A 23,107-nucleotide genomic window follows, 5' to 3' on the forward strand; every position below is an offset into this window, starting at 1 on the left:
TCTGTCGGCTCAGGACGTTTGAGTCGCTGCCCGGATCTGCTGATCGCGCTGGGCCACCCAATGCTCGATCAGGTCACGCAGTTGCGACAGTTCGACCGGTTTGGCCATGTGCCCGTCCATGCCGGCCTGGCGCGCGCGCTCTTTGTGCTCTGCAAGGATGTGTGCGGTCAACGCCACCACCGGCGTGCGAGTCCGCTGATTGCCGACTTCCCAGGCTCGCAATTGCTGGGTGGCGGAGAAACCGTCGAGGATCGGCATTTCACAGTCCATCAGCACCAGGTCGTAGCGCTGGGCTTTCATCGCAGTCAGAGCTTCTTCGCCATTGCTGGCGGTGTCCGGTTGCAGGTTGAGCTTGCCCAGCATGCCGCGAATCACCTTGGTCGAGATGCTGTTGTCTTCGGCCACCAGGATGCGGAAATCGCTGGGTACCTTCACCGGTAAGGTCGGGCCGGTGGGCAGGTGCTGCGAGATGGAAAGGCCCTTGTTTCGCTGGTTCAGCTCGTCGGCCAACGTCGTCTTTAGGGTGTAGCCGGCCACCGGTTTGGCGAGGATGCGTTTGATCCCCGAGTTGCGCGCGATGATCTTGCTCGGCGCATTGCTGATGCCGGTGAGCATGATCAGCAGGATGTCGTGGTTCAGGCTCGGGTCTTCCTTGATCTTGGCCGCCAGTTGCATGCCGGTCATACCGGGCATGTTCTGGTCCAGCAGGACCACGTCGAAGTAATCGCGCAAGTGAGCCTTGGTGCGCAACAGCGCGAGCGCTTCCTTGCCGGACGCTACGGCACTGACATTCAGGCCCCAGGCGCTGCACTGTTGCACCAGCACTTTGCGACACGTGTCGTTATCGTCCACCACCAATACCCGTGCACCCTGCAGGGGGCCATCAAGGTCAGACGTCGGGTGTTCGAGGCGGTCAGGGTCCAGCGGCAAGGTCAGCCACAAGGTACTGCCCTGATTGGCGCCGCTCTTGACCCCGAACTCGCCGTGCATCAAGCGAATCAGCTGACGGGCGATCACCAGCCCCAGGTTGCCTCCCAGACGGGTGGCCGAGAGGAAGTGCTTGCTGTGCAGTTCGGCGTGCATCAATGCATCGCGCTCTTCGGCGTCCATCGGCTCACCGCTGTCCTGCACGGCAATGCGCAAGCGCGGTTTGACACTGCGCTCATCGAGCGCGACGACGATCAGGATTTCGCCTTCGTCGGTTTTCTTCAGGGCGTTTTCCAGCAGGCTCAGCAGGGTCTGGCGCAGGCGCGTCGGGTCACCGCTGATGACGCGTGGCACTTGCGGCTGGATAAAGCTGATCAGCTCGACGTTCTGCTGTTCGGCCTTGGCGCGGAAGATGCTCAGGCAATCATCGATCAGTGCGTTGAGGTCGAACTGCACATCGTCCAGTTCGATCTGCCCGGATTCGAGCTTGGAGATGTCGAGAATCTCGTTGATCAGTGTCAGCAGTTCGTTGCCGGCGCTGTGGATGGTCTGTACATAGTCGCGCTGCTTGACCGAGAGCGGCGTGCCCAGCAGCAGCTCGGTCATGCCCAGCACGCCATTCATCGGGGTGCGGATTTCGTGGCTGATTTTTGCCAGGAATTCGGCCTTGGCGTTGATCTCGGCGTTGCTGGCGGCCAGGTCGCGGCTGACGCTGAAACGGTCTTCGGTGATGCTGCGCTGACGTTCACTCAAGGCAATGCTCATCAACACGCCGCTGATGCAGATCAACCCCAGCAGCGTCATGATCAAGCCCTGCGGTGCGACCAGGGTCAATCCCAGCAGTGCCGGCAACATGATCAGCGTGCCAATGTTGAACACCACCATCGCCGCGACGAACAGGCGCGCCGGGCGATAACCTTTTTGCCAGTGATAGGCGCTGACGAACAACATGCTCAGGCCTGCCAGCGCGACCAGGGCATAGGTCATGATGTTCAGCGGCAGCGTGTTGACGAATAACAGCAGCAAGCTACAGACCACGATGAACAGAATGTCCCCCATCAGCAGCTTGTTCAGTGGGTGCGGGCCGAGCGGGGCGAAGAAACGATAGGCGAACATCAGGCCGCACGGCGCCGTCAGCAGCAAGGCGAAGTAGGCGCCGGGTGTCTGCACCGCGTGCCAGTTCGGCAGCCAGGGCCCTGCCAGATTCAGCAACAGCAACAGGCTGAGCATCAACAATGCTTCGCATCCGGCTAGCCAGAGACTGCTGCGTGAGCGGCTATAGGCGTAGCGGACGAGGCTGTACAGGATCAACATCCCGAGGCAACCGAACAACAGTCCGTAGATCAGCGTCTGATTCTGATGGGCCGCGGTCATCACCGCTGACTGCAGGGTGATGTAAGGCCTCAACTGATGGTCGGAGACCAGTCGCAGGTAAACATCGAGGGGCTTTTCGTTTTGCGGCAGCGGCAACATGAAGTCGCTACTGGGCAGCGGTCGTTCAGCCTGGGGCTGGCCGGTGCCGGTGTTCTGTTGCTCGATCAGCGTGTCGCCGTCCAGCACATACAGATTGAGGGCCGACAGGTCGGGCGCGAATACCCGCAGCAACTGTTCATGCTTGCCGGGAGCGAGTCTGAAACGCAGCCATAACGCTCCATCGGGTTCGGCGGCGGTGAGGCGGTCGAGTTCAATGGGGCTGAATTGATTGGTGTAGCGAGCGGAACGGATGTCGCTGAGTTGCAGGTCGCCCTGTTCGTCGAGCAATACCGCCCAGCCACTGCCTTGCGCGGCCTGGGCCGGGAGCATGCAGAGCAAGGTCAGCAGAGTGACGGTGAATCCTATGGCAATCCTGAGCCAGCGCACGGCGAAATCCCTTCGTAGGTTAATGCCAGAATATAACTATGCGCGGCGCCGGAATAGTCCGGCAAGGGCCCGAAGCCCTTGCCTGGCCGAATGGCGTTCTTATTCCTGATTTTCGCCACGCTCGCGGGCAATGGCGCGGTAGCCAATGTCCTTGCGATAGAAACAGCCTTCCCAGTCAATTTTGGCCGCCAGCTTGTAAGCCTGCTGCTGAGCGGCATCGACGCTGGCACCCATTGCCGTGGCGCAGAGTACCCGACCACCGGCCGTCACCACTTGACCGTCCTTGAGTGCAGTACCTGCGTGGAAGACTTTGCCTTCCAGTGCGGCAGCGGCATCGAGGCCGTTGATGGCAACGCCTTTAGCGTAGTCACCAGGATAGCCGCCAGCCGCCAGCACGATGCCGACGCTTGGACGCGGATCCCATTGTGCTTCGACCTTGTCCAGGGCTTGCGCCAGCGCCGCTTCGACCAGCAACACCAGGCTCGACTGCAAACGCAGCATCACCGGTTGGGTCTCAGGGTCGCCGAAACGGCAGTTGAATTCGATGACTTTTGGGTTACCAGCCTTGTCGATCATCAGACCGGCGTACAGGAAGCCCGTGTAAACATTGCCTTCCTCGGCCATGCCGCGCACGGTCGGCCAGATCACCAGGTCCATAACGCGCTTGTGCACTTCGGCGGTCACGACCGGGGCAGGGGAGTAGGCACCCATGCCGCCAGTGTTCGGACCGGTGTCGCCGTCGCCGACACGTTTGTGGTCCTGGCTGGTGGCCATCGGCAATACGTTCTTGCCGTCGACCATGACAATGAAGCTGGCTTCTTCGCCGTCCAGGAACTCTTCGATCACGACGCGCGAGCCGGCGTCGCCGAATGCGTTGCCAGCCAGCATGTCGCGCACGGCGTCTTCGGCTTCGGTCAACGTCATGGCAACGATCACGCCTTTACCGGCGGCCAGGCCATCGGCCTTGATCACGATCGGTGCGCCTTTTTCACGCAGATAAGCCAGGGCAGGCTCGATCTCGGTGAAGTTCTGGTAGTCGGCCGTCGGGATCTTGTGGCGCGCCAGGAAATCCTTGGTGAAGGCTTTCGAACCTTCCAGCTGAGCAGCGCCAGCGGTTGGACCGAAGCAATCCAGGCCACGGGCGCGGAACAGATCGACGACGCCCGCGACCAGCGGCACTTCCGGGCCGACGATGGTCAGGGAAACATTCTTCTCGGCGAAGTCTGCAAGCTGTTCAAGGGCCAGCACGTCGATAGCGACGTTCTCGCACTTGGCTTCAATGGCGGTACCGGCGTTGCCCGGAGCCACGAAAACTTTCTGCACACGCGGATCCTGGGCCACTTTCCAAGCCAGGGCGTGTTCACGGCCGCCGCTGCCAATGATCAAAACATTCATTTCAAAAACCTCGGTTGTGGGAGCAAGGCTTGCCCGCGATGACGGTCTCGGGGACGCCATCGCGGGCAAGCCTTGCTCCTACAGGTCTGCGCATCGCAGGCCTGATGATATTAGTGACGGAAGTGGCGCATGCCGGTGAAGACCATGGCGATGCCGGCTTCATCAGCAGCGGCAATCACTTCCGCATCACGCATCGAGCCACCCGGCTGGATCACCGCGGTGATGCCGACCTTGGCCGCGTTGTCCAAGCCGTCGCGGAATGGGAAGAACGCGTCGGAGGCCATCACCGAACCTGCCACTTGCAAACCGGCGTGCTCAGCCTTGATCGCAGCAATGCGCGCGGAGTTCACGCGGCTCATCTGGCCAGCGCCGACACCGATGGTCTGACGGTTCTTGGCGTAGACGATGGCGTTGGACTTAACGTATTTGGCGACTTTCCAGGCGAAGATCAGGTCGTGGATCTCTTGTTCGGTCGGGGCGCGCTTGGTCACGACTTTCAAGTCGTCGGCACTGATCATGCCGATGTCGCGGCTCTGCACCAGCAGACCACCGTTGACGCGTTTGTAGTCCCACGCAGCGGCGCGATCAGCCGACCACTCGCCGCAGGCCAGCAGGCGCACGTTGGCTTTGGCAGCCACGATGGCGCGAGCTTCTTCGCTGACGGACGGGGCGATGATCACTTCGACGAACTGACGCTCGACGATGGCTTTGGCGGTTTCAGCATCCAGCTCGCGGTTGAACGCGATGATGCCGCCGAACGCCGACTCGGTGTCGGTGGCGTAGGCCAGTTCGTAAGCCTGGCGGATACCGCCTTCGGCGTCCGGGCTCACGGCCACGCCGCACGGGTTGGCGTGCTTGACGATCACGCAGGCCGGTTTGACGAAGCTCTTCACGCATTCCAGCGCGGCGTCGGTGTCGGCCACGTTGTTGTACGAAAGCTCTTTGCCTTGCAGCTGGGTTGCGGTGGCGATACCGACTTCCGCAGGTTTGGCTTCAACGTAGAACGCCGCGCTCTGGTGCGGGTTCTCGCCGTAGCGCATTTCCTGAGCCTTGACGAACTGGCTGTTGAAGGTGCGCGGGAACTCGCTGCGACCTTCAGTGCTGAGGGTGTCAGCCGCCTGGTTCACGGTGCCCATGTAGTTGGCGATCATGCCGTCATAGGCTGCGGTGTGTTCGAAGGCCTTGAGCATCAGGTCGAAACGCTGAGCGTAGGTCAGGCCGCCGGCCTTGAGGCTTTCGAGGACGCTGGCGTAGTCGCTGGCATTCACCACGATGGCCACGTCTTTGTGGTTTTTGGCAGCCGAGCGGACCATGGTCGGGCCGCCGATGTCGATGTTCTCGATCGCGGTCGGCAGGTCGCAGCCTGGTTTGTTGATGGTGGCTTCGAACGGGTACAGGTTGACCGCTACCAGGTCGATCGGCTTGATGCCGTGCTCGTTCATGATGGCGTCGTCGATACCGCGACGACCGAGGATCCCGCCGTGGATTTTCGGGTGCAGGGTTTTTACCCGGCCGTCCATCATTTCTGCGAAACCGGTGTAATCCGCGACTTCCACTGCGGCAACACCGTTGTCGCGCAGCAGCTTGAACGTTCCGCCGGTGGAGAGGATCTCGACGCCCAGGGCTTCAAGCTCTTTGGCGAATTCAAGGATCCCGGTCTTGTCGGAAACGCTGATCAAGGCGCGGCGGATCGGCAGGCGGGTAGTCTGGTCGGTCATTTCAATTTCCATCAAAAGCAAAGGAGTCAGCAAAAAAGGCGACCGTTTTTACGCGGGCGCCTTTCTGGTTTGATTGAATGCTTACAGCAAATCGTACTGCTTGAGTTTCTTGCGCAGCGTGCCTCGGTTCAGTCCGAGCAGCTCGCTGGCCTTGGTCTGGTTGCCCTTGACGTAGTTCATCACGCACTCGAGCAGGGGAGCCTCGACTTCGGAGAGCACCAGGTTGTACACATCCGTGACGGCAGCGCCCTCAAGGTGGGCGAAATAATTGTGCAGCGCCTTCTCGACACTCCCGCGAAGGGTCTGACCTTCTTCGCTCGGCGTATTGAGGTGCTGTTTCAAATTCACGTTGTCGCTCACGGGTGTTGTTCCACTCACTAAAGTCTCGGTCATCATCGTCATGCGGCCACCTCGTCTCCGTCCCCTGTCAGGCTCTTGTAACGTTCGGCGAAGAAGCCCTGAACGTTGGCGCATTGTGCTTCCGTATCTTCCAAACGATTGAAGTGGGCGCGAAATTCCCTGGCGCCCGGCAAGGTTGCGAGATACCAGCCCACATGCTTTCGAGCAATGCGTACGCCCATGACGTCTCCATAGAAGACGTGCAGCGCAGCCAGATGCTCTAGCAGAATGCGTTCCACCTCGATCAGTTCCAGTGCCGGGAGTTTCTCGCCGGTACGCAGAAAATGATCGATCTCACGAAAAATCCATGGCCGCCCCTGGGCGGCCCGGCCTACCAGCAGGCCATCGGCACCGGTCGCATCGAGCACGTACCGGGCCTTCTCTGGCGAATCGATATCGCCATTGGCAAACACCGGAATCGACACGGCCTGCTTGATCGCGGCGATGGTGTCGTACTCGGCTTCGCCGGTGTAGAGATCGGCACGGGTGCGGCCATGAACCGCCAACGCCGTAATGCCTGCCTGCTCGGCGATCTTCGCCACGGTCAGGCCGTTCTTGTTGTCCCGGTCCCAGCCGGTGCGGATCTTCAGGGTGACCGGCACATCAACCGCAGCCACTACGGCCTGCAGGATCTCGGTCACCAGTGCTTCATCCTTCAACAGCGCGGACCCGGCGGCCTTGTTGCAGACCTTTTTCGCCGGACAGCCCATGTTGATATCAATAATCTGTGCGCCCAGTTCAACGTTGGCCCGGGCTGCATCCGCCAGCATCTGTGCATCACCACCGGCGATCTGTACCGAGCGGGGCTCGGGATCACCTTCGTGGATCATGCGCATCCGCGATTTGCGGGTGTTCCACAAGCTCATGTCGCTGGTGACCATTTCCGAGACTACAAGTCCTGCGCCCAGTCGCTTGCACAGCTGACGAAAGGGTTGGTCTGTGACCCCCGCCATCGGGGCGAGAATCAAGCCGTTGTGCAATGTGTAAGGACCGATGCGTACCGCCGACATAGGACTTCCCTGTTGTGGGGTCGGATCATGAGAGTTCGAAAAAGGGTTGGCATGATACCCGCTCTCGATGACTGGATAAAGGCTGAATTGAACAAAATCTGAACAGTTATTCTGTTATCGCCAGCGGTTTGGTGTGAGCGGTCAAAGTCAGAAATATGCCGTCAAAGCCGTAACACTGAGCCGTTTCACTCGGGCGAATGGAAGCTCAGGCTGTAATTCACCGCCTTGGAGCCTGGATCGAGGATATCCAGTGCGATGTGGATCGGCGTTTGCGGAGGCATTTCCGCCATCCCTTCGAGATCGCCGTTGAGGTACTCACCGGGCTTGAAGCGCCGGCTGGCGATCAGGTGGCCGTTGAGGTCGGCAAAACGCAACTCCAGCAGCGGGAAAGGCTGGGAGAAGGGCGCGCGGTTGTAGATGATCGCGTCGACCACCAGTGCACCGTTGAAGTCCGGGTGACTGCGGACCACCAGGTTGCTGCTCTTGATTTTGGCGATGTCGACTTTGGATGGCACGGTGCAGCCGATTTGCGGACACAGTTGCTGGAACCACGGACGGTATTGGTCCTGGCGCGCCAGTTCTTCGAAATGGTAGGCGATGTACTGACCGGCGAGCGCAGCAGCGCCGAGCAGGATCAGCAACAGCCAGAAAAATCGGCGGCCCCAGGGTGAGCGGCGTTTTTGCCAATCCAGTTGCAGCGGGTCATCGGTCAGGTCTTGCAGGGCATCAGCGCGGACAGCCGGCTCACGCTTTTTGCGCACAGGTTCGATCGAGGGCAGATCGTCGTCGATGTCATCGGTCGCCGACAGGCGTTCGTGATGCATCGGTGCGTCGAGTGGGTCGTGCAGGCGCAGCTGTGGCGGCAGATGTTCGTCGTCCAGCTCCACCGGCTCGAGGGACAGCGAAGGTTCGGTGCGCGAGTATTTGCCCGGATCGAGTTCCAGCTCTGGCAAGTCGGCTTCAGTGGTCAGCGCACGATCGGCGGCCGATTCGCTGAACAGGCTGTCGGGCCACGGCGCTTCTTCGTGCTCGACGGTATCTCGGCTGGCACTCAGGTTGTCTTCGCGCTGTCGGCCGAATTCCGTGGTCGGCTGGATTTCCCGCTGTTCGAGGCGGGCGAGCTCTTCGTCCAGGTCCAGACTGTCCAGATCCAGCTCGGCCGCGGACCATTGCTTTTGGCTGATGGCTCGCGGCTCCGGCGGTTCGACGATGGCCGGTGTAACCGGTGTGATCGCGTCTTTGCCGGCCTGTTGTTCAAGCAGCTGCTTGGCAGCGTTGAACACCTGCAAGCACGAGCCGCAACGAACCACTCCGCGGGCAACGCTCAATTGAGCATGGCTGACGCGGAAGCTGGTTTGGCAATGCGGGCACTGGGTGACGAAGCTGTCGGTCATGCGGCAATCCGGTTTATGCAGACGTTCATTCTAGCGCCGACGGCCAGTGATGCGCACCCAGCCATCGCGATTGGCAATCGGGTCCAGATCGAAGTCCTGGGCGTAAGCCTTGGCGACTTCTTCACCTTGCTCGGCGAGGATGCCCGACAGCGCCAGACGACCACCGGGCTTGACCAGGCTGGACAATTGCGGCGCCAGGGAAACCAGCGGGCCGGCAAGAATGTTGGCGACCAATACGTCGGCCTGAACCTGCGGCAAATCTTGCGGCAGATACAGCGGGAAGAGCTCTTCGGCGATGTTGTTGCGCCCGGCGTTGTCGCGGGACGCTTCCAGGGCTTGCACGTCGATATCGGTACCGACGGCTTCCTTGGCGCCCAGCAGCAGGGCAGCAATCGCCAGAATCCCCGAGCCGCAGCCGAAGTCCAGGACGTTGCAGTCTTTCAGGTCCTGGCCGTCGAGCCATTCCAGGCACAGCGCAGTAGTCGGGTGAGTACCGGTGCCGAACGCCAGGCCCGGATCCAGCAGCAAATTCACCGCGTCTGGTTCAGGAGCAGCGTGCCAGCTCGGAACGATCCACAGGCGCTGGCCGAAACGCATCGGCTGGAAACCGTCCATCCAGCTACGTTCCCAGTCCTGGTCTTCGATGACTTCGCTGTGATGCTCGGGCAGCGGGCTGCCGGTCAGCAACTCTAGGTGGGCCAGTACGGTGGCGGCTTCGGTGCCACCTTCGAACAGGGCCAGCAGGTGCGTGTGCGACCACAGCGGCGTGGTGTTGAGTTCAGGTTCGAAGATCGGCTGATCTTCGGCGTCCATGAACGTCACCGATACGGCGCCCACTTCAAGGAAAGCGTCTTCGTAGGTTTCGGCTTGTTCTGGGCTGATGGCGAGACGGACTTGCAGCCAAGGCATGGCGGGCACCTTTGAAAAATATTGATTGCAGCCTAGCGGGCTGCGAGAAGCGCGCAAGTTTACGCGAGCGCGAGGCAGAAGACGACAAGACCGATACATGCGTGCTCTTCGTAGGAGCGAGGCTTGCCCGCGAAGAACGATGACGCGGTAAGTCTGAAGCACCGCGGCGTCTGGTTCGCGGGCAAGCCTCGCTCCTACAAAGAGCACAGAAACAACAAAGCCGCCCGAGGGCGGCTTTGTTGATCGGGCTAAAGCTTAATGCTTTTCGCCAGCCAGCTTGTGTTCCAGGTAGTGGATGTTGATTCCACCTTTGCAGAAGCCTTCATCGCGGACCAGGTCGCGGTGCAGCGGGATGTTGGTCTTGATCCCGTCGACAACGATTTCGTCCAGCGCATTGCGCATGCGCGCCAGGGCTTCGTCACGGGTTGCGCCGTAGGTGATCAGCTTGCCGATCAACGAATCGTAGTTCGGCGGAACGGCATAGCCACTGTACAGGTGCGAATCGACGCGAACGCCGTTGCCGCCTGGTGCGTGGAAATGCTTGACCGTGCCTGGGCTAGGCATGAAGGTTTTCGGGTCTTCGGCGTTGATTCGGCATTCCAGTGCATGACCGCGGATAACCACGTCTTCCTGGGTGTACGACAGCTTGTTGCCAGCGGCGATGCTGAGCATCTCCTTGACGATGTCGATGCCGGTGACCATTTCCGAAACCGGGTGCTCAACCTGAACGCGGGTGTTCATTTCGATGAAATAGAACGCGCCGTTCTCGTACAGGAACTCGAAAGTGCCCGCGCCACGGTAGTTGATGTCGATGCAAGCCTTGACGCAGCGTGCGAGGACTTCAGCCCGTGCCTTCTCGTCGATGCCCGGTGCCGGCGCTTCTTCAAGAACCTTCTGGTGACGACGTTGCAGCGAGCAATCGCGGTCGCCGAGATGGATGGCGTGGCCCTGGCCGTCGGAAAGTACCTGAACTTCCACGTGACGTGGGTTGGTCAGGAATTTTTCCAGATAGACCATCGGGTTGCCGAACGCCGCGCCTGCTTCGGTGCGGGTCAGTTTGGCGAAGGAGATCAGGTCTTCTTCTTTATGCACAACGCGCATGCCGCGACCACCACCGCCGCCAGCGGCTTTGATGATCACCGGGTAACCGACTTCGCGACCGATGCGCAGAGCGGTTTCTTCGTCTTCAGGCAGCGGGCCGTCGGAACCCGGAACGGTTGGAACGCCAGCCGCGATCATGGCGTGCTTGGCCGATACCTTGTCGCCCATCAGGCGAATGGTGTCGGCTTTCGGGCCAATGAAGGCGAAGCCGGAGTTCTCGACCTGTTCAGCGAAATCAGCGTTTTCCGCAAGGAAACCGTAGCCTGGGTGAATGGCGGTAGCGCCAGTCACTTCAGCCGCGGCGATGATTGCCGGGATGTGCAGGTAAGAGTGCGCGGCCGAGGCCGGGCCGATGCAGACGGATTCGTCTGCCAGACCCAGGTGCATCAGCTCTTTGTCGGCCTTGGAGTAAACGGCGACAGTCTTGATGCCCATCTCTTTGCAGGCACGCAGGATCCGCAGGGCGATCTCACCGCGGTTGGCGATCAGAACTTTTTCCAACTTCGCAGTCATCAAAGTCTCTCCGCGGTTCAAACGATGGTGAACAGCGGTTGGTCGTACTCAACCGGCTGGCCGTCTTCGACGAGGATAGATTCGATCACACCGCTGGATTCAGCTTCGATGTGGTTCATCATCTTCATGGCTTCGACGATGCACAGGGTGTCGCCTTTCTTCACGGTCTGGCCAACTTCAACGAAGGACGGCGAGGATGGCGAAGACTTGCGATAGAAGGTACCGACCATAGGCGAACGGGCAACGTTGCCGTTCAGAACTGGCGCGGCCGGAGCAGCAGGTGCGGCGGCAGCAACCGGGGCAGCAGCAACAGGCGCAGGCGCCGGAGCATGCATTGGAGCCGGTGCGTAGTACTGCTGAGCCGGGGTCTTGCTGTGACGGCTGATGCGTACGGACTCTTCGCCTTCCTTGATCTCGAGCTCGTCGATGCCGGACTCTTCCAGCAGTTCGATCAGTTTCTTAACTTTACGGATATCCATGAATCATCAACTCCCAAGGGTCGGTCAGGGGCGTATAGCTTGTTGTTCAAGCTGTTCCAGGGCGGCCTCCAGGGCCAGTCGATAACCGCTGGCGCCAAGGCCGCAGATCACTCCCACCGCTACGTCGGAGAAGTAAGAGTGATGGCGGAAAGGTTCGCGTTTGTGCACGTTAGACAAATGCACTTCGATGAATGGGATGCTCACCGCCAGCAGCGCGTCACGTAATGCGACACTTGTGTGCGTAAAAGCTGCTGGGTTGATCAGAATGAAGTCCACACCTTCGCTGCGGGCAGCGTGGATGCGGTCGATCAATTCGTACTCGGCGTTGCTTTGCAGGTGCAGCAAATGGTGGCCGGCTTCACGGGCACGGCGTTCCAGGTCCTGGTTGATCTGCGCCAGTGTCGTAGCGCCATAGGTGCCCGGTTCACGGGTGCCGAGCATGTTCAGGTTGGGTCCGTGCAGAACCAGTAGCGTCGCCATCTGCTGTTCCTTGTTATCTGTGTGCAATTGTCAGAACCCGGCGACTATGCCGCAAAGCCTTTGTGACTGTCCAGTTCTATGCAATAGCCAGCACAATGGCCGATGTTTGCGCGAAATATGTGACCGGGTTATTAAATCCGGTCATTTGCTTTCGCAACACGTTCGGCGAAGTCGGTGGCGTTGATCTCGCCGATCACTCGCACATCGGCGTGTTCGACGCCGTCCTTGCCGAAAAACATCAGCGCTGGCGGGCCAAACAGTTTGTAGCGGTCAAGCAGGGCGCGTTGCTCGGCGTTGCTGGCGGTGATGTCGAAGCGGATCAGTCGATAGCCTTTGAGAAGTTCGACGACCCTGGCGTCGTTGAGCACCTTATGTTCGATGACTTTGCAACTGATGCACCAGTCGGCGTACCAGTCGAGCAGCAGCGGGGTGCCTGACGATTTGGCTTCGGCGAGGGCGAGATCCAGGTCGGCCGGAGTGCTGACGGTTTGCCAGGTGCTGGTGTTTTGCGGCCGCTCATTGCCGGCAACTGTGCGCGGCTGGCCAATCGGATTGAACGGGTCGGTCTGGCCGCTGAACGCTCCATACCAACACGCCAGCGCATAAAACAGCAGGAACATCCCCAGCAACTGGCCCAGGCGTTTTCTCGGCGGTTTGTAGACGAACTCCAGCGCACCCATGAACAACCCGACGCCACCGGCCAGCAAGCCGATCAGCAGTAACGTGATCTGGCCTGGCAGTACTCGACTGAGCAGACCGATCGCCAGCCCCAGCAACAAAACGCCAATCGCGTTTTTCACATAGATCAGCCAGGGGCCGCTTTTCGGCAGCCAGGCGGCGCCACCGGTGGCGACCAGCAACAGCGGGGCGCCCATGCCCAGGCCGAGCATGAACAATTTCAGACCACCGCCCACTGCATCGCCGCTGGCGCTGATGTACAGCAGCGCGCCGGCCAGCGGTGCCGAGACGCAGGGCGACACCAACAGGCTGGAAACCACGCCCAGTACGGCAGCGCCCCACAACGAACCCCCTTCGGTGCGACCGGCGATCCGATCCAGCCGACTGCTGATCGCGTAAGGCAGCTTGAGTTCGAAGACGCCAAACATCGCCAAGGCAAACAACGCAAAAAACGTCGCGAACGGCACCAGCACCCACGCCGATTGCAGCCGCGCCTGAAGATTGAGCTGTGCGCCGAACATCCCCATCAATGCCCCGAGCAGGGCGAAGCAGACGGCCATTGGCAGCACGTAGGCCAGAGATAGATTGAAGCCGCGCCAACCACCCACCTGACCGCGCAACACCACGCCGGACAGGATCGGCAGCATCGGCAGCACGCACGGTGTGAACGTCAGGCCTATGCCGGCGAGGAAGAACAGCGCCAGTTCGCGCCAGCTCCAGGCCGGAGTCGTGCCTGCGCTGCCATCAATACTCAGGCGCTCGGTTTCGGGTGGATAGCACAAGCCTTTATCGGCGCAACCCTGATACGTAACCACCAAGGTGAAGGCGCGTTGATCGGTGCGCGGCAACTCTACATCGAGAACCCCGTGGTAGACCTCGACATCGCCGAAATACTCATCGTGCTTCTGTTCGCCCTTGGGCAGTTGCGCGGCCCCGAGGCCTGCATCGGGCGGGTCGGCGCGAAACTGAAAGCGGTGCCGGTAGAGGTAGTAGCCCTCGGTGGCGACGAAACGCAGTTTGATCGATTGCGGTGTGCTTTCTACCAGGCTCAGCTGAAAGGCTTCACGCACCGGCAGAAAGTCGGCGCTGTTGTTGATCGAGCCCAACGTCGAACTGGGCCGACTGTCCAGCAAACCGGCGGCGGTGGCCGGCAGGGCGAACACTAAAAACAACAGGCAGAGCAAACGGCGCATGACAATCTCGCGTATCGAAAGTGAGGGCATGATAGCGGACGGCGGTCGGGTGTGCAGGGCCGGGAGTTTTGCGGTGAGTGTTCTGGCGCCATCGTCGGATCGCCGCCCGGAGCAGGCTCGCTCCCACAATGGAATGCGTACCCCTGTGGGAGCGAGCCTGCTCGCGATGGCGGTCTATCAGACGCGGAAAGCCTGGACGGCGGTATGCAACCGTCCACCCAGCACCAGCAAATTCTCCCCCTGCACGCGCCCTTCGCCGATGCGCAGCAAGTTATCCCCACCCAGTTGGTGAATCCGCTCACTGTGATCGCGGATTTCGCTGACGGCGCCGCTCTGCTGGGCGGTGACATCGGCAATGCGTACGGCAGTGTCGGAAATGGTCTGGATCGCGCCGACGATTTTATCCAGCGCACCGTCGGCGGCCTGGGCCTGATTGGCAGTGGCTTCGGCGTGTTCGACCTGGGCGCGCATGCCTTCCACTGATTGTCGCGCAGCGGTTTGCAACCCGGCGATTAACGTCTGGATCTCTGCCGTGGCGCCAGCTGTGCGTTGCGCCAGAGAGCGAACTTCTTCGGCCACCACCGCAAACCCTCGACCCATTTCCCCGGCTCGGGCCGCTTCGATGGCGGCGTTCAGGGCCAACAGGTTGGTCTGGTCGGCAATCGCGCGGATGACCGTCAGCACGCCGCCAATGGTTGCCGACTCTTCGGCCAGGTGTTCGATCATTTGCGCGTTGCCTTGCACTTCGTCGACCAGCGCGTGCAGCCCGGTGAGGCTCAAGCCGATGACTTTCTGGCCGTGCTCCACCGCCAGCCCGGCATGGCGGCTGGCGTCGGCGGCCTGGCTGGCATCGCCGGCAACCTGTTGAATGGTCGCTTCCAGCTCGCCGAGGGAATCACGTATCAACGCCGTGTCACCGGCCTGATGTTCGGCGCCGCTGTGCAGGTCATTGCTCAGCTCGGCCAGCGTTCGGCTACTGCCGGCGACTTGTTCGGCGTTGAGGCGAATGGTTCCGACCAGGTCGACCAGATAGGCGCGCAAGCGATTGAGTGACGCTTGAATGTCATGCAGTTCGCGATTGGTTTTACCCAGTTGAATGTCCCGGCTGAAGTCGCCCTCGGCCCAGGTCGAGAGGGCCGGGGCGAGGTTGGTCAGCGTCCGGGCCAGTTTCCGTTGCAAGGTGTCGATCAGCAAAGCAATCAGCAGGATCAGGCCGATCATCACGCCTTGCATCAGCCGCACTTCGCCCTGGATCTGTCCATGCTGGGCGCGAACCACCGGCTCCAGTCCGGCAATGGCCTGCTGCACGGCGGCGATTTTCAGGTGAGTGGCGGCGCTGAGGTCGGCGCGTTTCTGGATCTGGTCGCGAGTGCGCGCCAGCTCGGCGGGGTAGCGCGTCAGCAGGCTGTTGAGTTCGCGTTTGAGGCCGACGCCAGCATCCTCGGCAACAGCTTTTTCGGTGTTCTCCAGACCCATCATCGCCGCGAAATCATCCGTGCCCGATTCACTTTTGCTCGTCACACCCAGCAGCGGCAAGGCGTCCAGAAGCTCAGCCTGGGTGCGGATGTTGGCGACTTCACGCTCGACATCGGCGGCCAATTCGCTTCGGCCGCTGCTGACCAGTTTGTCCCGGGCCAGAGACAACTTGCCCAAGTGCTGGGAGGCGGCGAGCAACGGTGTCAGATACGCCGCGTTAGCGCTGGCATATTGGCTGAGCTGATCGAGGCTGGCGCCGAGTTCGCGTTCGGCCTGTAACAGCAGTGCTTGTGGATCGCCCGCGAGTTTGCCCGCGGCCAGCAGGTCGGTTTTGCTGAATTCCTCGAGGTTCGACAGGCTCGGGCGCAAGGTGTCGGCCAAGGCCGGCGGCAACTCGCCGAGCTCCTTTTGCAGGCTGTCGATGGCCTGGCCGGCACTGCTCAGGCGCAGGGCATCGCCGCTGGCGAGGTAGTCGTCGACATTGCGCTCGACTTCATTTTGAAATTGCTGGGACAAACCCAGGTAACGCTCCATCAAAAGATAGGGGCGCTCCAGGGCTTTTTGCGACCACCACAGTGTGGCGCCAAGGGCCACGCACACGGCGACTAAAAGGAGGGTGTTGAGATTGGTCAGCAGCTTCAGGCGCATTGCGGGTCTACCAGCGGCAGAATGGTAAGCGCCTGAATTTATTGCGTTTGTGTTACAGGGTTATGACCGAATGGATCGATTCCGATGAAAAAGTGGCACTTTGCTTTGACGTCCGCGCAGCCTGCACGCGGTTGCGTCCGGCGTCCTTCGCGCGGTACAGCGCTTCGTCGGCCTGGCTGGCCATCATCAGGCTGTCGGAGTGTTCACACAGTTCCACCACGCCGGCGCTGAACGTGCACCAGAGGTCCTGCGGTTGAGCCGGGTAGTGAATCTCGGCAAAACGTCGACGGATTTCGTCGAGCACTTTGTGGGCCGATTCGAGATCGGTGTCCGGCATCACGATCGCGAACTCTTCACCGCCGTAACGGCCGATGAAATCGGTCTTGCGCAAGCGTTGCTTGAGAAACAGCGCCAGGCTCTTGATCACCCGATCGCCCATGGGGTGACCGTGGCTGTCGTTGACTCGTTTGAAATGGTCGATATCGAGCATCGCAAAGCTCAGCGGCTTGTTTTCGCGGCGGGCGCGGAAGCTGCAGTCTTCGAGCAATTGCAGAATATGCGTGTGGTTGTAAAGCCCGGTGAGGCTGTCGCGGACCATCCGCGCTTTCAGATTGCGTGCCCGCGCCGCGCGGTTGCGCACGGTGGTGATCAGGTGCCGGGGCTTGATCGGTTTGGTCAGGAAGTCGTCGCCGCCCTCGCTCATGGCGTCGAGCTGTTTGTCCAGATCGTCTTCGGCCGACAGGTAAATGATCGGCACGCTGACGTAACGGTCGTTGTGGCGGATCACTTTGGCCAATTCAGTACCGGTGCAGGCCGGCATGTACATGTCGAGGATGATCAGGTCTGGCTGGAAGTCCGCGAGCTCGGCCATGGCCTGGATCGGCTCGATCAAGGTCCGCGTGACGATCCCGGCGCTGTTGAGCAGGCGCTCGGTATGCAAGGCCTGGGCGCGGGAATCGTCGATGATCAGCACTTTATAAGGTTCGTACTGGGCGACGCAGGTCAGGACTTCGATTTTCTCCAGCAGGCTCGAGGCTTCGAGGGTGCCGGTCAGGAATTCCTGGCCACCGGCACGCACGGCGGCGAGGCGCGTCGGGGTATCGGTTTCGTGCAGGCTGAAGAACAACAGCGGCAATTGATGATCGAGGCCTTCCTGGGCTTCGGCAGCCAGTTTCAGGCCGATGCCGGCGCCACTGAAGTCCACGTCCATGACGATCGCCGCAGGCAAGCGCTCGATCATCGAAGAGCGGAACGCTGCAACGCTGTCGAGGGCTTGCGCGCTGAGCCCGAAGAATTCCAGTTGTTTGGCCAGGCGCTCGCCACGGTCATGATCCTGCAGCATCACGTAAATCGGCTTGCGCAGCGGCGGCAGAAAGGTTTGGTCCAACTGATCGCCATGGCGCAGGCCGGTGCGTGACAGGCGCTGCATCAAACGATTGAGGTCAGTGATCAGTCCGCTGCTCAGGCGTCCGCGATTGGCGTCGACAGCCTCCAGCGACTGACCGATGTGGCGTGCCAGTTGGGTGTGTTCAGGTTGTTCAAAGCGCTCGGCGAAACGCAGCAGGCGCAGGTTGGCCTCGCTCAGTTCCGATAAGTCGGTGGTGGACCACTCGCTGCGTTGCAGGCGTTGCCATATCTCAAGAATTTGACGTGCCTGATGAATTACCCGCTGGGCAAAGTGGTGCTTGAGGCGCTCACGGCTGGGGTCTTCTGGCTCGGTCATATCCTGACTACTAGTTAGGGTGCATGCTGAGATCGACTGGTGGCTCTATGCTAGCACCTCTTTTCCATCGCATGAGTGTCGTACGTCAATTAACTGCAAAGCGACCTTATTCAGTTTCTGACCGATGAGTCTCGGGCGGGGCATGACTGGCCGATAGAGCCGATGAATCAGGTGTTTCAGGACGACTCCTGGTCATTTCAAGGCAACTTCCCATGTCTTGGCGAGCCTCGTCTGTCAGGTGTTTCTGATTTTCCGGCCAAACGATCCGGTCGGGAATTGCGGCTGATAGGGTTCAGGGATTCCCCTAGAAGCCGTCCGCAAACCATGACCCAGTGTTTCGACGAACACCCCAGCGATGAGCAGCGCCTGAACCACAACAGCACACCCGTTGCTGACTGTGAGTGTAAAGAGGAGCGGCTTTATGGCAGCAAGACGCTTGTTACCGATGTGCCGATTCTGACTTGCGCAGGCCTATGGCGCATCTACCAGCGCGAGGCCGAAGACATCATCGCTCCTGATGGAGTTTTGATCGTTGATCCAGTGGAGCGGAATCGCGCGATCAACGCTGCGTATGCCCGACTGTGGTTACACGACTCGCGGTTTCAGTGGGCTGGGCTGGCTGCGTTTGCCTCTAAGCAGGTCGGCTGCGGACTTTTGCATGCGGCGCACAGTGTGGAGCGAATCCGTGATGAGCGGGAAACCAGGCAGCGATTGCGAGATAGCCGCCGAGAGTTCGGATTGTTGAGGCCCGACCGAATGGCGGAACAGGCAGACGCCTTGCGTGACTATAAAGAAGCAGACTCGCGCAATCCTGTTCCCTTTGTTGACCTGCATTTAACGGGGGAGGACTTGTCTCTGGTGCAGCAGCAATTTCGATATGTGCACGAGATGATGGCATTGGGTAACACCACGCTGTTTCTGGATATTTTTCCTCTACATGCGTTTTACGCGAAGCGAGGCCTCAAGGAATTGAAAACGTGCCTGAAAGCGCGGGTTGGGATTTTTGGGCATCCGGAATTTCCAGTGATTTGGCCGGTAGGGCAGGAAAAGCTCCAATTCGGGTTGCAATACGACGAAATCTTGAAAGCTTTCGACGCTATTGAAATAGGCGATATGGCATTGAGCGTGGAGCATTTGGCAGAGCATGAACAGCGAAATATCCTGCAGCCGACTATTTATGAGGACTCGCATCTCACCGCTTTGCTGCAGGGCAATCATGCGTCTTTTGTTACGGGTTTCCCTTCAGGCGTAGCCCAAGCAATCGAGCTGACGCTTACCAGTCAATGTCAGCGACTTGATGATGGGCGCACTATTGGTTTTGGCAACAATCCTCTGGCCAACCTCTCCGATGTTGAACAGCGCATGGTATTTGTACTCAGGGCTGCCGAACGTTTCGATGATCTGTTGCGCGACGACAACCGTTCTGCTCTAGAACAGTCGATCCGGGAAATCGCAGCCGGTGGTGCACCGCCATGAATTTCCGACGATGGATCGATGGTTGGCGCTTCATACTGCTGATAGTGCTGGCGGTGACGTTACTGCGCTGGTGTATTGACTCTACGCTGGACGACTTCGAAATCTCACTGAATATCAATGAGCCTTGGGAGGATATGCTTCAGCGTTCAAACGCTGCCATCGGCCCCATACCATCGGGAAAGGTATGGTCCAACAAATCCAGATCCGGTGTATGCCTGCGTTTCAATGACCCTGATTATGGTTTTGTCACGCCACTGGCCCGCTATTTCACAATCACGTCCAAGAACGGACGGGTTGGAGCGGTGCGTTTATCCCCACAAATCGAGCCACTACCGCTTGATGACGCTCTTAAAGTCGTACTGGGCTTGCATGATCAATGGCGCAAAAAAGGCTGGGTTGCGGCGAAAGTTCTTGATGATCCTGTGATAGCCGATACGCCTGAATGGCGAGCTTGGCTTCGGGACGGGACAGGGTACGCAATGTCTTTCTGGTTGGCTGGTGACAGGTATCAGCTAATGCTGGACCTCGAGCCGTTCAATCGTTCTCGTCATCGAACTGACCAGCGCTATTTGATCTTCGTCACTCTTGCTGAACCCTGGTTACCTTTCGAATACGCCGAGCATGCGCGGATTAAAGACCATTCGATCACTCCCGTATTCCCATCCAAATCTGACGGAGCCCCACCATGCCAACTCCCGCCTTCATGACCCTCCACGGTGAACGACAAGGCTTGATCAGCGCCGGCGCCTTCACCGAGGCGTCAGTCGGCAACGTCTACCAACTGGGTCGTGAGGACCAGATCATGATTCAAGCCCTGAGCCATGGCATCTTCGTACCGAAAGGGTCGGGAGCCGGGCGTCGGATGCACAAACCCTTGGTCATCACCAAGGCAATCGACAAGGCATCACCGCTGATCAACATCGCTCTGTGTTCCGGGGAGTTGCTCAGCCAGTGCCGCGTCGAGTGGTATCGCACCTCGGCTCACGGAACGCAGGAACATTTCTACACGATGGAGCTGGAAGACGCGGTGATCATCGGCGCTGAAGTACTCATGCCGCATTGTCAGGACCCCGGCACTGCTCACCTGACTCAGTTGGAAAAGGTCCATTTCAGTTACCGACGGATCTATTGGCGGCATGAGATCAGCCGGACCATGGGCTCAGATGAATGGTGTGCCGAGGAGCAGGTATGAGGCTGGTCAATGAACTTCATCTGTCTGCGTGGGAGCGCGAACATGCTTATTCCAGTGAGCAAGCGCTGGATCGCGTGCGCCAGGCGTTGCTTGATCGGCAACCCATCGACGGCCTTGACGAGTTGCGTGGGGGCCTGCTGATCGATATCGACAGCGAGGTGCTGGAACAGCTTGAACGTGGATCGTGGTGGTTGATCCGGGCTGAGGCCGACTACGGCGACTGGCCGATACCGGTTCGGACCTTCGATCAGAAGGTCATCGAATTGATGAGAAATCCGCCAGCCCAGGCCTCACGATCGCCAAGGATTTTCCGCCTCGTTGACAGCATGACGGCTGAGCCACTGGTGCAGCAGCGTTACATCGCAACCGTAGACGGGCAGGCTGACCAGAGAAGAACCGACGGCGAAGGCATCGCCCATCTTTTTACGCCGGCCGAGGTGCGGCAGATTTCAATGGAGGTTATCGGCGTATAGCGCACGTATGGACGCTTGAGTATCAGCAACGATTACCGCAGGTTCGGCCGTGTTTTTTTTGGATTAACCCAACGGCGGGTGCCGGCCAAAGGCACGTTGTTGTATGGTTGTGGTCGAACCGATGAACTCAAGTGATTGAAAGGATATCGCCATGCTGGACTGGAAGAACCGCGCGGGCAGCGCGCCTGAACGTGCCGCTGAACCGAAATCGGCCACCCGCAGTTACTTGGGTGGCCTGTTGTTCAGTCGGGCGCTGGCCACTCTGATTGCCATTTACTTGCTGGTGACGATTGCACTGGGCTGGTACTGGAGCCAGGAACCTGCGCTGTTCCCGGTTCAGCAGAATGCCCAGATGGCCGCCGAGAAAGAAGGCAAGCAAATGGTCATCGGCTACACCACGGTCGAAACCCTCAAGACCGTCGCCGGTACTTTGCTGAGCAAACCGGGTGGCTATATTTCCAACGACCGTTTCCCGCCGGGCCTGTGGATGGATAACACGCCGAGCTGGGAATATGGCGTGCTGGTCCAGGTCCGCGACCTGAGTCGTGCACTGCGTAAAGACTTCGCTCGTTCCCAGTCGCAGTCCACCGAAGACGCTGATCTGGCCAAGGCCGAGCCGCGCTTCAACTTCGACAACAAGAGCTGGGTGCTGCCCTCCAGTGAGTCCGAGTACCAGGAAGGCATCAACTCCCTGAGCCGTTATCAGGCGCGCCTGTCCGACCCGAGTCAGAAAAGCGCACTGTTCTATGCCCGTGCCGACAACCTGAACAACTGGCTGGGCGATGTCGGTACCCGTTTGGGTTCGCTGTCGCAACGGCTGTCGGCCAGCGTTGGCCGGGTCAAGCTCAACACGGCGCTGAAAACCGAAGTCGTCGCCCCGGGTCAGGTGCCGCAGGTTGACGAAGAAATCGTTGAAACCCCGTGGATGCAGATCGACAACGTGTTCTACGAAGCTCGTGGTCAGGCCTGGGCCTTGTCCCATCTGCTGCGCGCCATCGAAGTCGACTTCGCCGATGTGCTGGCCAAGAAGAACGCCACGGTCAGCGTGCGTCAGATCATTCGTGAACTGGAAGCCTCGCAGGAACCGGTCTGGAGTCCTATGATCCTTAATGGCAGCGGCTTCGGGGTGCTGGCCAACCACTCGCTGGTCATGGCCAACTACATCTCCCGGGCCAACGCCGCAGTGATCGATTTGCGTCAATTGCTCAATCAGGGCTGAGTCATGGTCGATAGCGCCAGAGAGGTCGCGCACCGCGCGGCCTCGGATGCCGAACAGATCGCCTGGGTTGACGAGCAGGACAACCTGCTCGGCGCCCTGGTCCGCTCCGACCTGCGTGAACGCGGGCTGATCGGGCGCGGCACTTACATCATGCTGTTCAATTCCGCCGGTGAACTCTGCGTGCATCGACGCACGCTGAGCAAAGCCATTTATCCAGGTTTCTGGGACGTGGCGGCGGGGGGCATGGTGCTAGCGACCGAAACCTACGCCGAATCGGCTGCCCGCGAGCTGGAAGAAGAGCTGGGCGTGAGCGGCGTGGAACTGACCGCCCATGATCACTTTTTCTTCGAAGACACCGGCAATCGGCTCTGGTGTTCGGCGTTTTCGGCGGTGTGGGACGGTCCATTGATCCTGCAACCCGAAGAAGTCCTTGAAGCGCGCTTTATTCCCGTTGATCAGGTCCTGCTGGAAATCCAGCAAAAGCCTTATTGCCCGGACTCTCTGGCCGCATTGAAGCGCTATCTTCGAGCCCGTGGGTCGGACGTCGCAAAAGAGGCATAAATTGGCGCCGATTGGCTCTTAGCAAGTCGGCTTTTTGCCGTTACACTGCGCGACCTTTTTAAGCTGAACCGGCATTGCTTGTTGTAGGAGCAGAGCTTGCTCGCGAAGAGCGCAAGGACGACGCGTACATTCAGAACGCTCGCGTTATCGTTGACGTCCATCGCGAGCAAGCTCGGCTCCTACAAGGTTGTACCGTTTCAGTAGCGCTGCCCCTGCCTGAGTGGGGCTTCGCGGTCGATGGCAACTGTCCAGGTTGCCGCGACCAGTCTTTGTCCTCCCAAGA

General features: G+C 59.8%; 19 protein-coding genes. 6 read left to right on the forward strand and 13 right to left on the reverse strand.

The window, feature by feature from the left end; all coding sequences use genetic code 11:
• Positions 1 to 9: 9 nt before the first annotated feature.
• From PMI27_RS03660 to gcbA, 13 genes are all read right to left on the reverse strand, one after another.
• Positions 10 to 2,787 (reverse strand): hybrid sensor histidine kinase/response regulator, encoded by a 2,778-nt coding sequence (locus PMI27_RS03660; RefSeq protein ID WP_008153761.1) that lies wholly within the window; start codon positions 2,785 to 2,787, stop codon positions 10 to 12.
• Between the two features lie 99 nt (positions 2,788 to 2,886).
• Positions 2,887 to 4,182 (reverse strand): phosphoribosylamine--glycine ligase, encoded by a 1,296-nt coding sequence (gene purD / locus PMI27_RS03655; RefSeq protein WP_008153760.1) that lies wholly within the window; start codon positions 4,180 to 4,182, stop codon positions 2,887 to 2,889.
• Positions 4,183 to 4,292: 110 nt separating this feature from the next.
• Positions 4,293 to 5,900: a bifunctional phosphoribosylaminoimidazolecarboxamide formyltransferase/IMP cyclohydrolase gene (gene purH / locus PMI27_RS03650; RefSeq protein WP_008153759.1), complete on the reverse strand. Its 1,608-nt coding sequence runs from the start codon at positions 5,898 to 5,900 to the stop codon at positions 4,293 to 4,295.
• 81 nt (positions 5,901 to 5,981) lie between these two features.
• Entirely contained in the window at positions 5,982 to 6,302 is a 321-nt protein-coding gene (fis, locus tag PMI27_RS03645; protein ID WP_007907419.1) for a DNA-binding transcriptional regulator Fis, read from the reverse strand.
• Positions 6,299 to 7,309: a tRNA dihydrouridine synthase DusB gene (gene dusB, locus PMI27_RS03640; protein ID WP_008153758.1), complete on the reverse strand. Its 1,011-nt coding sequence runs from the start codon at positions 7,307 to 7,309 to the stop codon at positions 6,299 to 6,301. Before dusB ends, fis begins: the two co-directional genes overlap by 4 nt.
• 185 nt (positions 7,310 to 7,494) lie before the next feature.
• Entirely contained in the window at positions 7,495 to 8,703 is a 1,209-nt protein-coding gene (locus PMI27_RS03635) for a DUF3426 domain-containing protein (protein ID WP_008153756.1), read from the reverse strand.
• Between the two features lie 30 nt (positions 8,704 to 8,733).
• On the reverse strand, positions 8,734 to 9,612 hold the full coding sequence (gene prmA, locus PMI27_RS03630; RefSeq protein WP_008153755.1) for a 50S ribosomal protein L11 methyltransferase: 879 nt from the start codon (positions 9,610 to 9,612) through the stop codon (positions 8,734 to 8,736).
• A gap of 255 nt (positions 9,613 to 9,867) precedes the next feature.
• On the reverse strand, positions 9,868 to 11,226 hold the full coding sequence (gene accC / locus PMI27_RS03625) for an acetyl-CoA carboxylase biotin carboxylase subunit (protein ID WP_008153754.1): 1,359 nt from the start codon (positions 11,224 to 11,226) through the stop codon (positions 9,868 to 9,870).
• A gap of 17 nt (positions 11,227 to 11,243) precedes the next feature.
• A complete protein-coding gene (accB, locus tag PMI27_RS03620) occupies positions 11,244 to 11,705 on the reverse strand; it encodes an acetyl-CoA carboxylase biotin carboxyl carrier protein (RefSeq protein WP_008153753.1) in 462 nt (153 codons plus the stop codon).
• Between the two features lie 24 nt (positions 11,706 to 11,729).
• Positions 11,730 to 12,185 (reverse strand): type II 3-dehydroquinate dehydratase, encoded by a 456-nt coding sequence (gene aroQ, locus PMI27_RS03615; protein ID WP_008031265.1) that lies wholly within the window; start codon positions 12,183 to 12,185, stop codon positions 11,730 to 11,732.
• 131 nt (positions 12,186 to 12,316) lie between these two features.
• Positions 12,317 to 14,056 carry a protein-disulfide reductase DsbD gene (locus PMI27_RS03610; protein WP_008153752.1) on the reverse strand — a complete coding sequence of 580 codons (1,740 nt, stop codon included), beginning with the start codon at positions 14,054 to 14,056 and terminating at the stop codon, positions 12,317 to 12,319.
• A 177-nt stretch (positions 14,057 to 14,233) separates the two neighbouring features.
• Complete coding sequence (locus PMI27_RS03605) at positions 14,234 to 16,180, reverse strand: methyl-accepting chemotaxis protein (RefSeq protein ID WP_008153751.1); 1,947 nt, start codon at positions 16,178 to 16,180, stop codon at positions 14,234 to 14,236.
• A gap of 52 nt (positions 16,181 to 16,232) precedes the next feature.
• Positions 16,233 to 17,903: a diguanylate cyclase GcbA gene (gcbA, locus tag PMI27_RS03600; RefSeq protein ID WP_008153749.1), complete on the reverse strand. Its 1,671-nt coding sequence runs from the start codon at positions 17,901 to 17,903 to the stop codon at positions 16,233 to 16,235.
• A gap of 324 nt (positions 17,904 to 18,227) precedes the next feature.
• On the opposite strand from gcbA, the gene PMI27_RS03595 reads away from it, so the two are divergent.
• The 6 genes from PMI27_RS03595 to PMI27_RS03570 all read left to right on the forward strand — a co-directional run bounded on the left by PMI27_RS03595 (position 18,228) and on the right by PMI27_RS03570 (position 22,824).
• A complete protein-coding gene (locus PMI27_RS03595) occupies positions 18,228 to 19,379 on the forward strand; it encodes a DUF2515 family protein (protein WP_008153748.1) in 1,152 nt (383 codons plus the stop codon).
• A complete protein-coding gene (locus tag PMI27_RS03590) occupies positions 19,376 to 20,086 on the forward strand; it encodes a hypothetical protein (RefSeq protein ID WP_008153747.1) in 711 nt (236 codons plus the stop codon). Before PMI27_RS03595 ends, PMI27_RS03590 begins: the two co-directional genes overlap by 4 nt.
• The gene (locus PMI27_RS03585; protein WP_008153746.1) at positions 20,065 to 20,571 is read left to right on the forward strand and encodes an Hcp family type VI secretion system effector; all 507 of its coding nucleotides are present in this window, start codon (positions 20,065 to 20,067) and stop codon (positions 20,569 to 20,571) included. Before PMI27_RS03590 ends, PMI27_RS03585 begins: the two co-directional genes overlap by 22 nt.
• Positions 20,568 to 21,044, forward strand: coding sequence for a hypothetical protein (locus PMI27_RS03580; RefSeq protein WP_008153745.1), 477 nt, complete (start codon positions 20,568 to 20,570; stop codon positions 21,042 to 21,044). The genes PMI27_RS03585 and PMI27_RS03580 overlap by 4 nt, the downstream gene beginning before the upstream one ends.
• 151 nt (positions 21,045 to 21,195) lie before the next feature.
• A complete protein-coding gene (locus PMI27_RS03575; RefSeq protein WP_008153744.1) occupies positions 21,196 to 22,263 on the forward strand; it encodes a DUF2333 family protein in 1,068 nt (355 codons plus the stop codon).
• A gap of 3 nt (positions 22,264 to 22,266) precedes the next feature.
• Positions 22,267 to 22,824: an NUDIX hydrolase gene (locus PMI27_RS03570; RefSeq protein ID WP_008153742.1), complete on the forward strand. Its 558-nt coding sequence runs from the start codon at positions 22,267 to 22,269 to the stop codon at positions 22,822 to 22,824.
• Positions 22,825 to 23,107: the final 283 nt, after the last annotated feature.

The sequence above is a fragment of the Pseudomonas sp. GM41(2012) genome, from assembly GCF_000282315.2.
Classification (GTDB): domain Bacteria; phylum Pseudomonadota; class Gammaproteobacteria; order Pseudomonadales; family Pseudomonadaceae; genus Aquipseudomonas.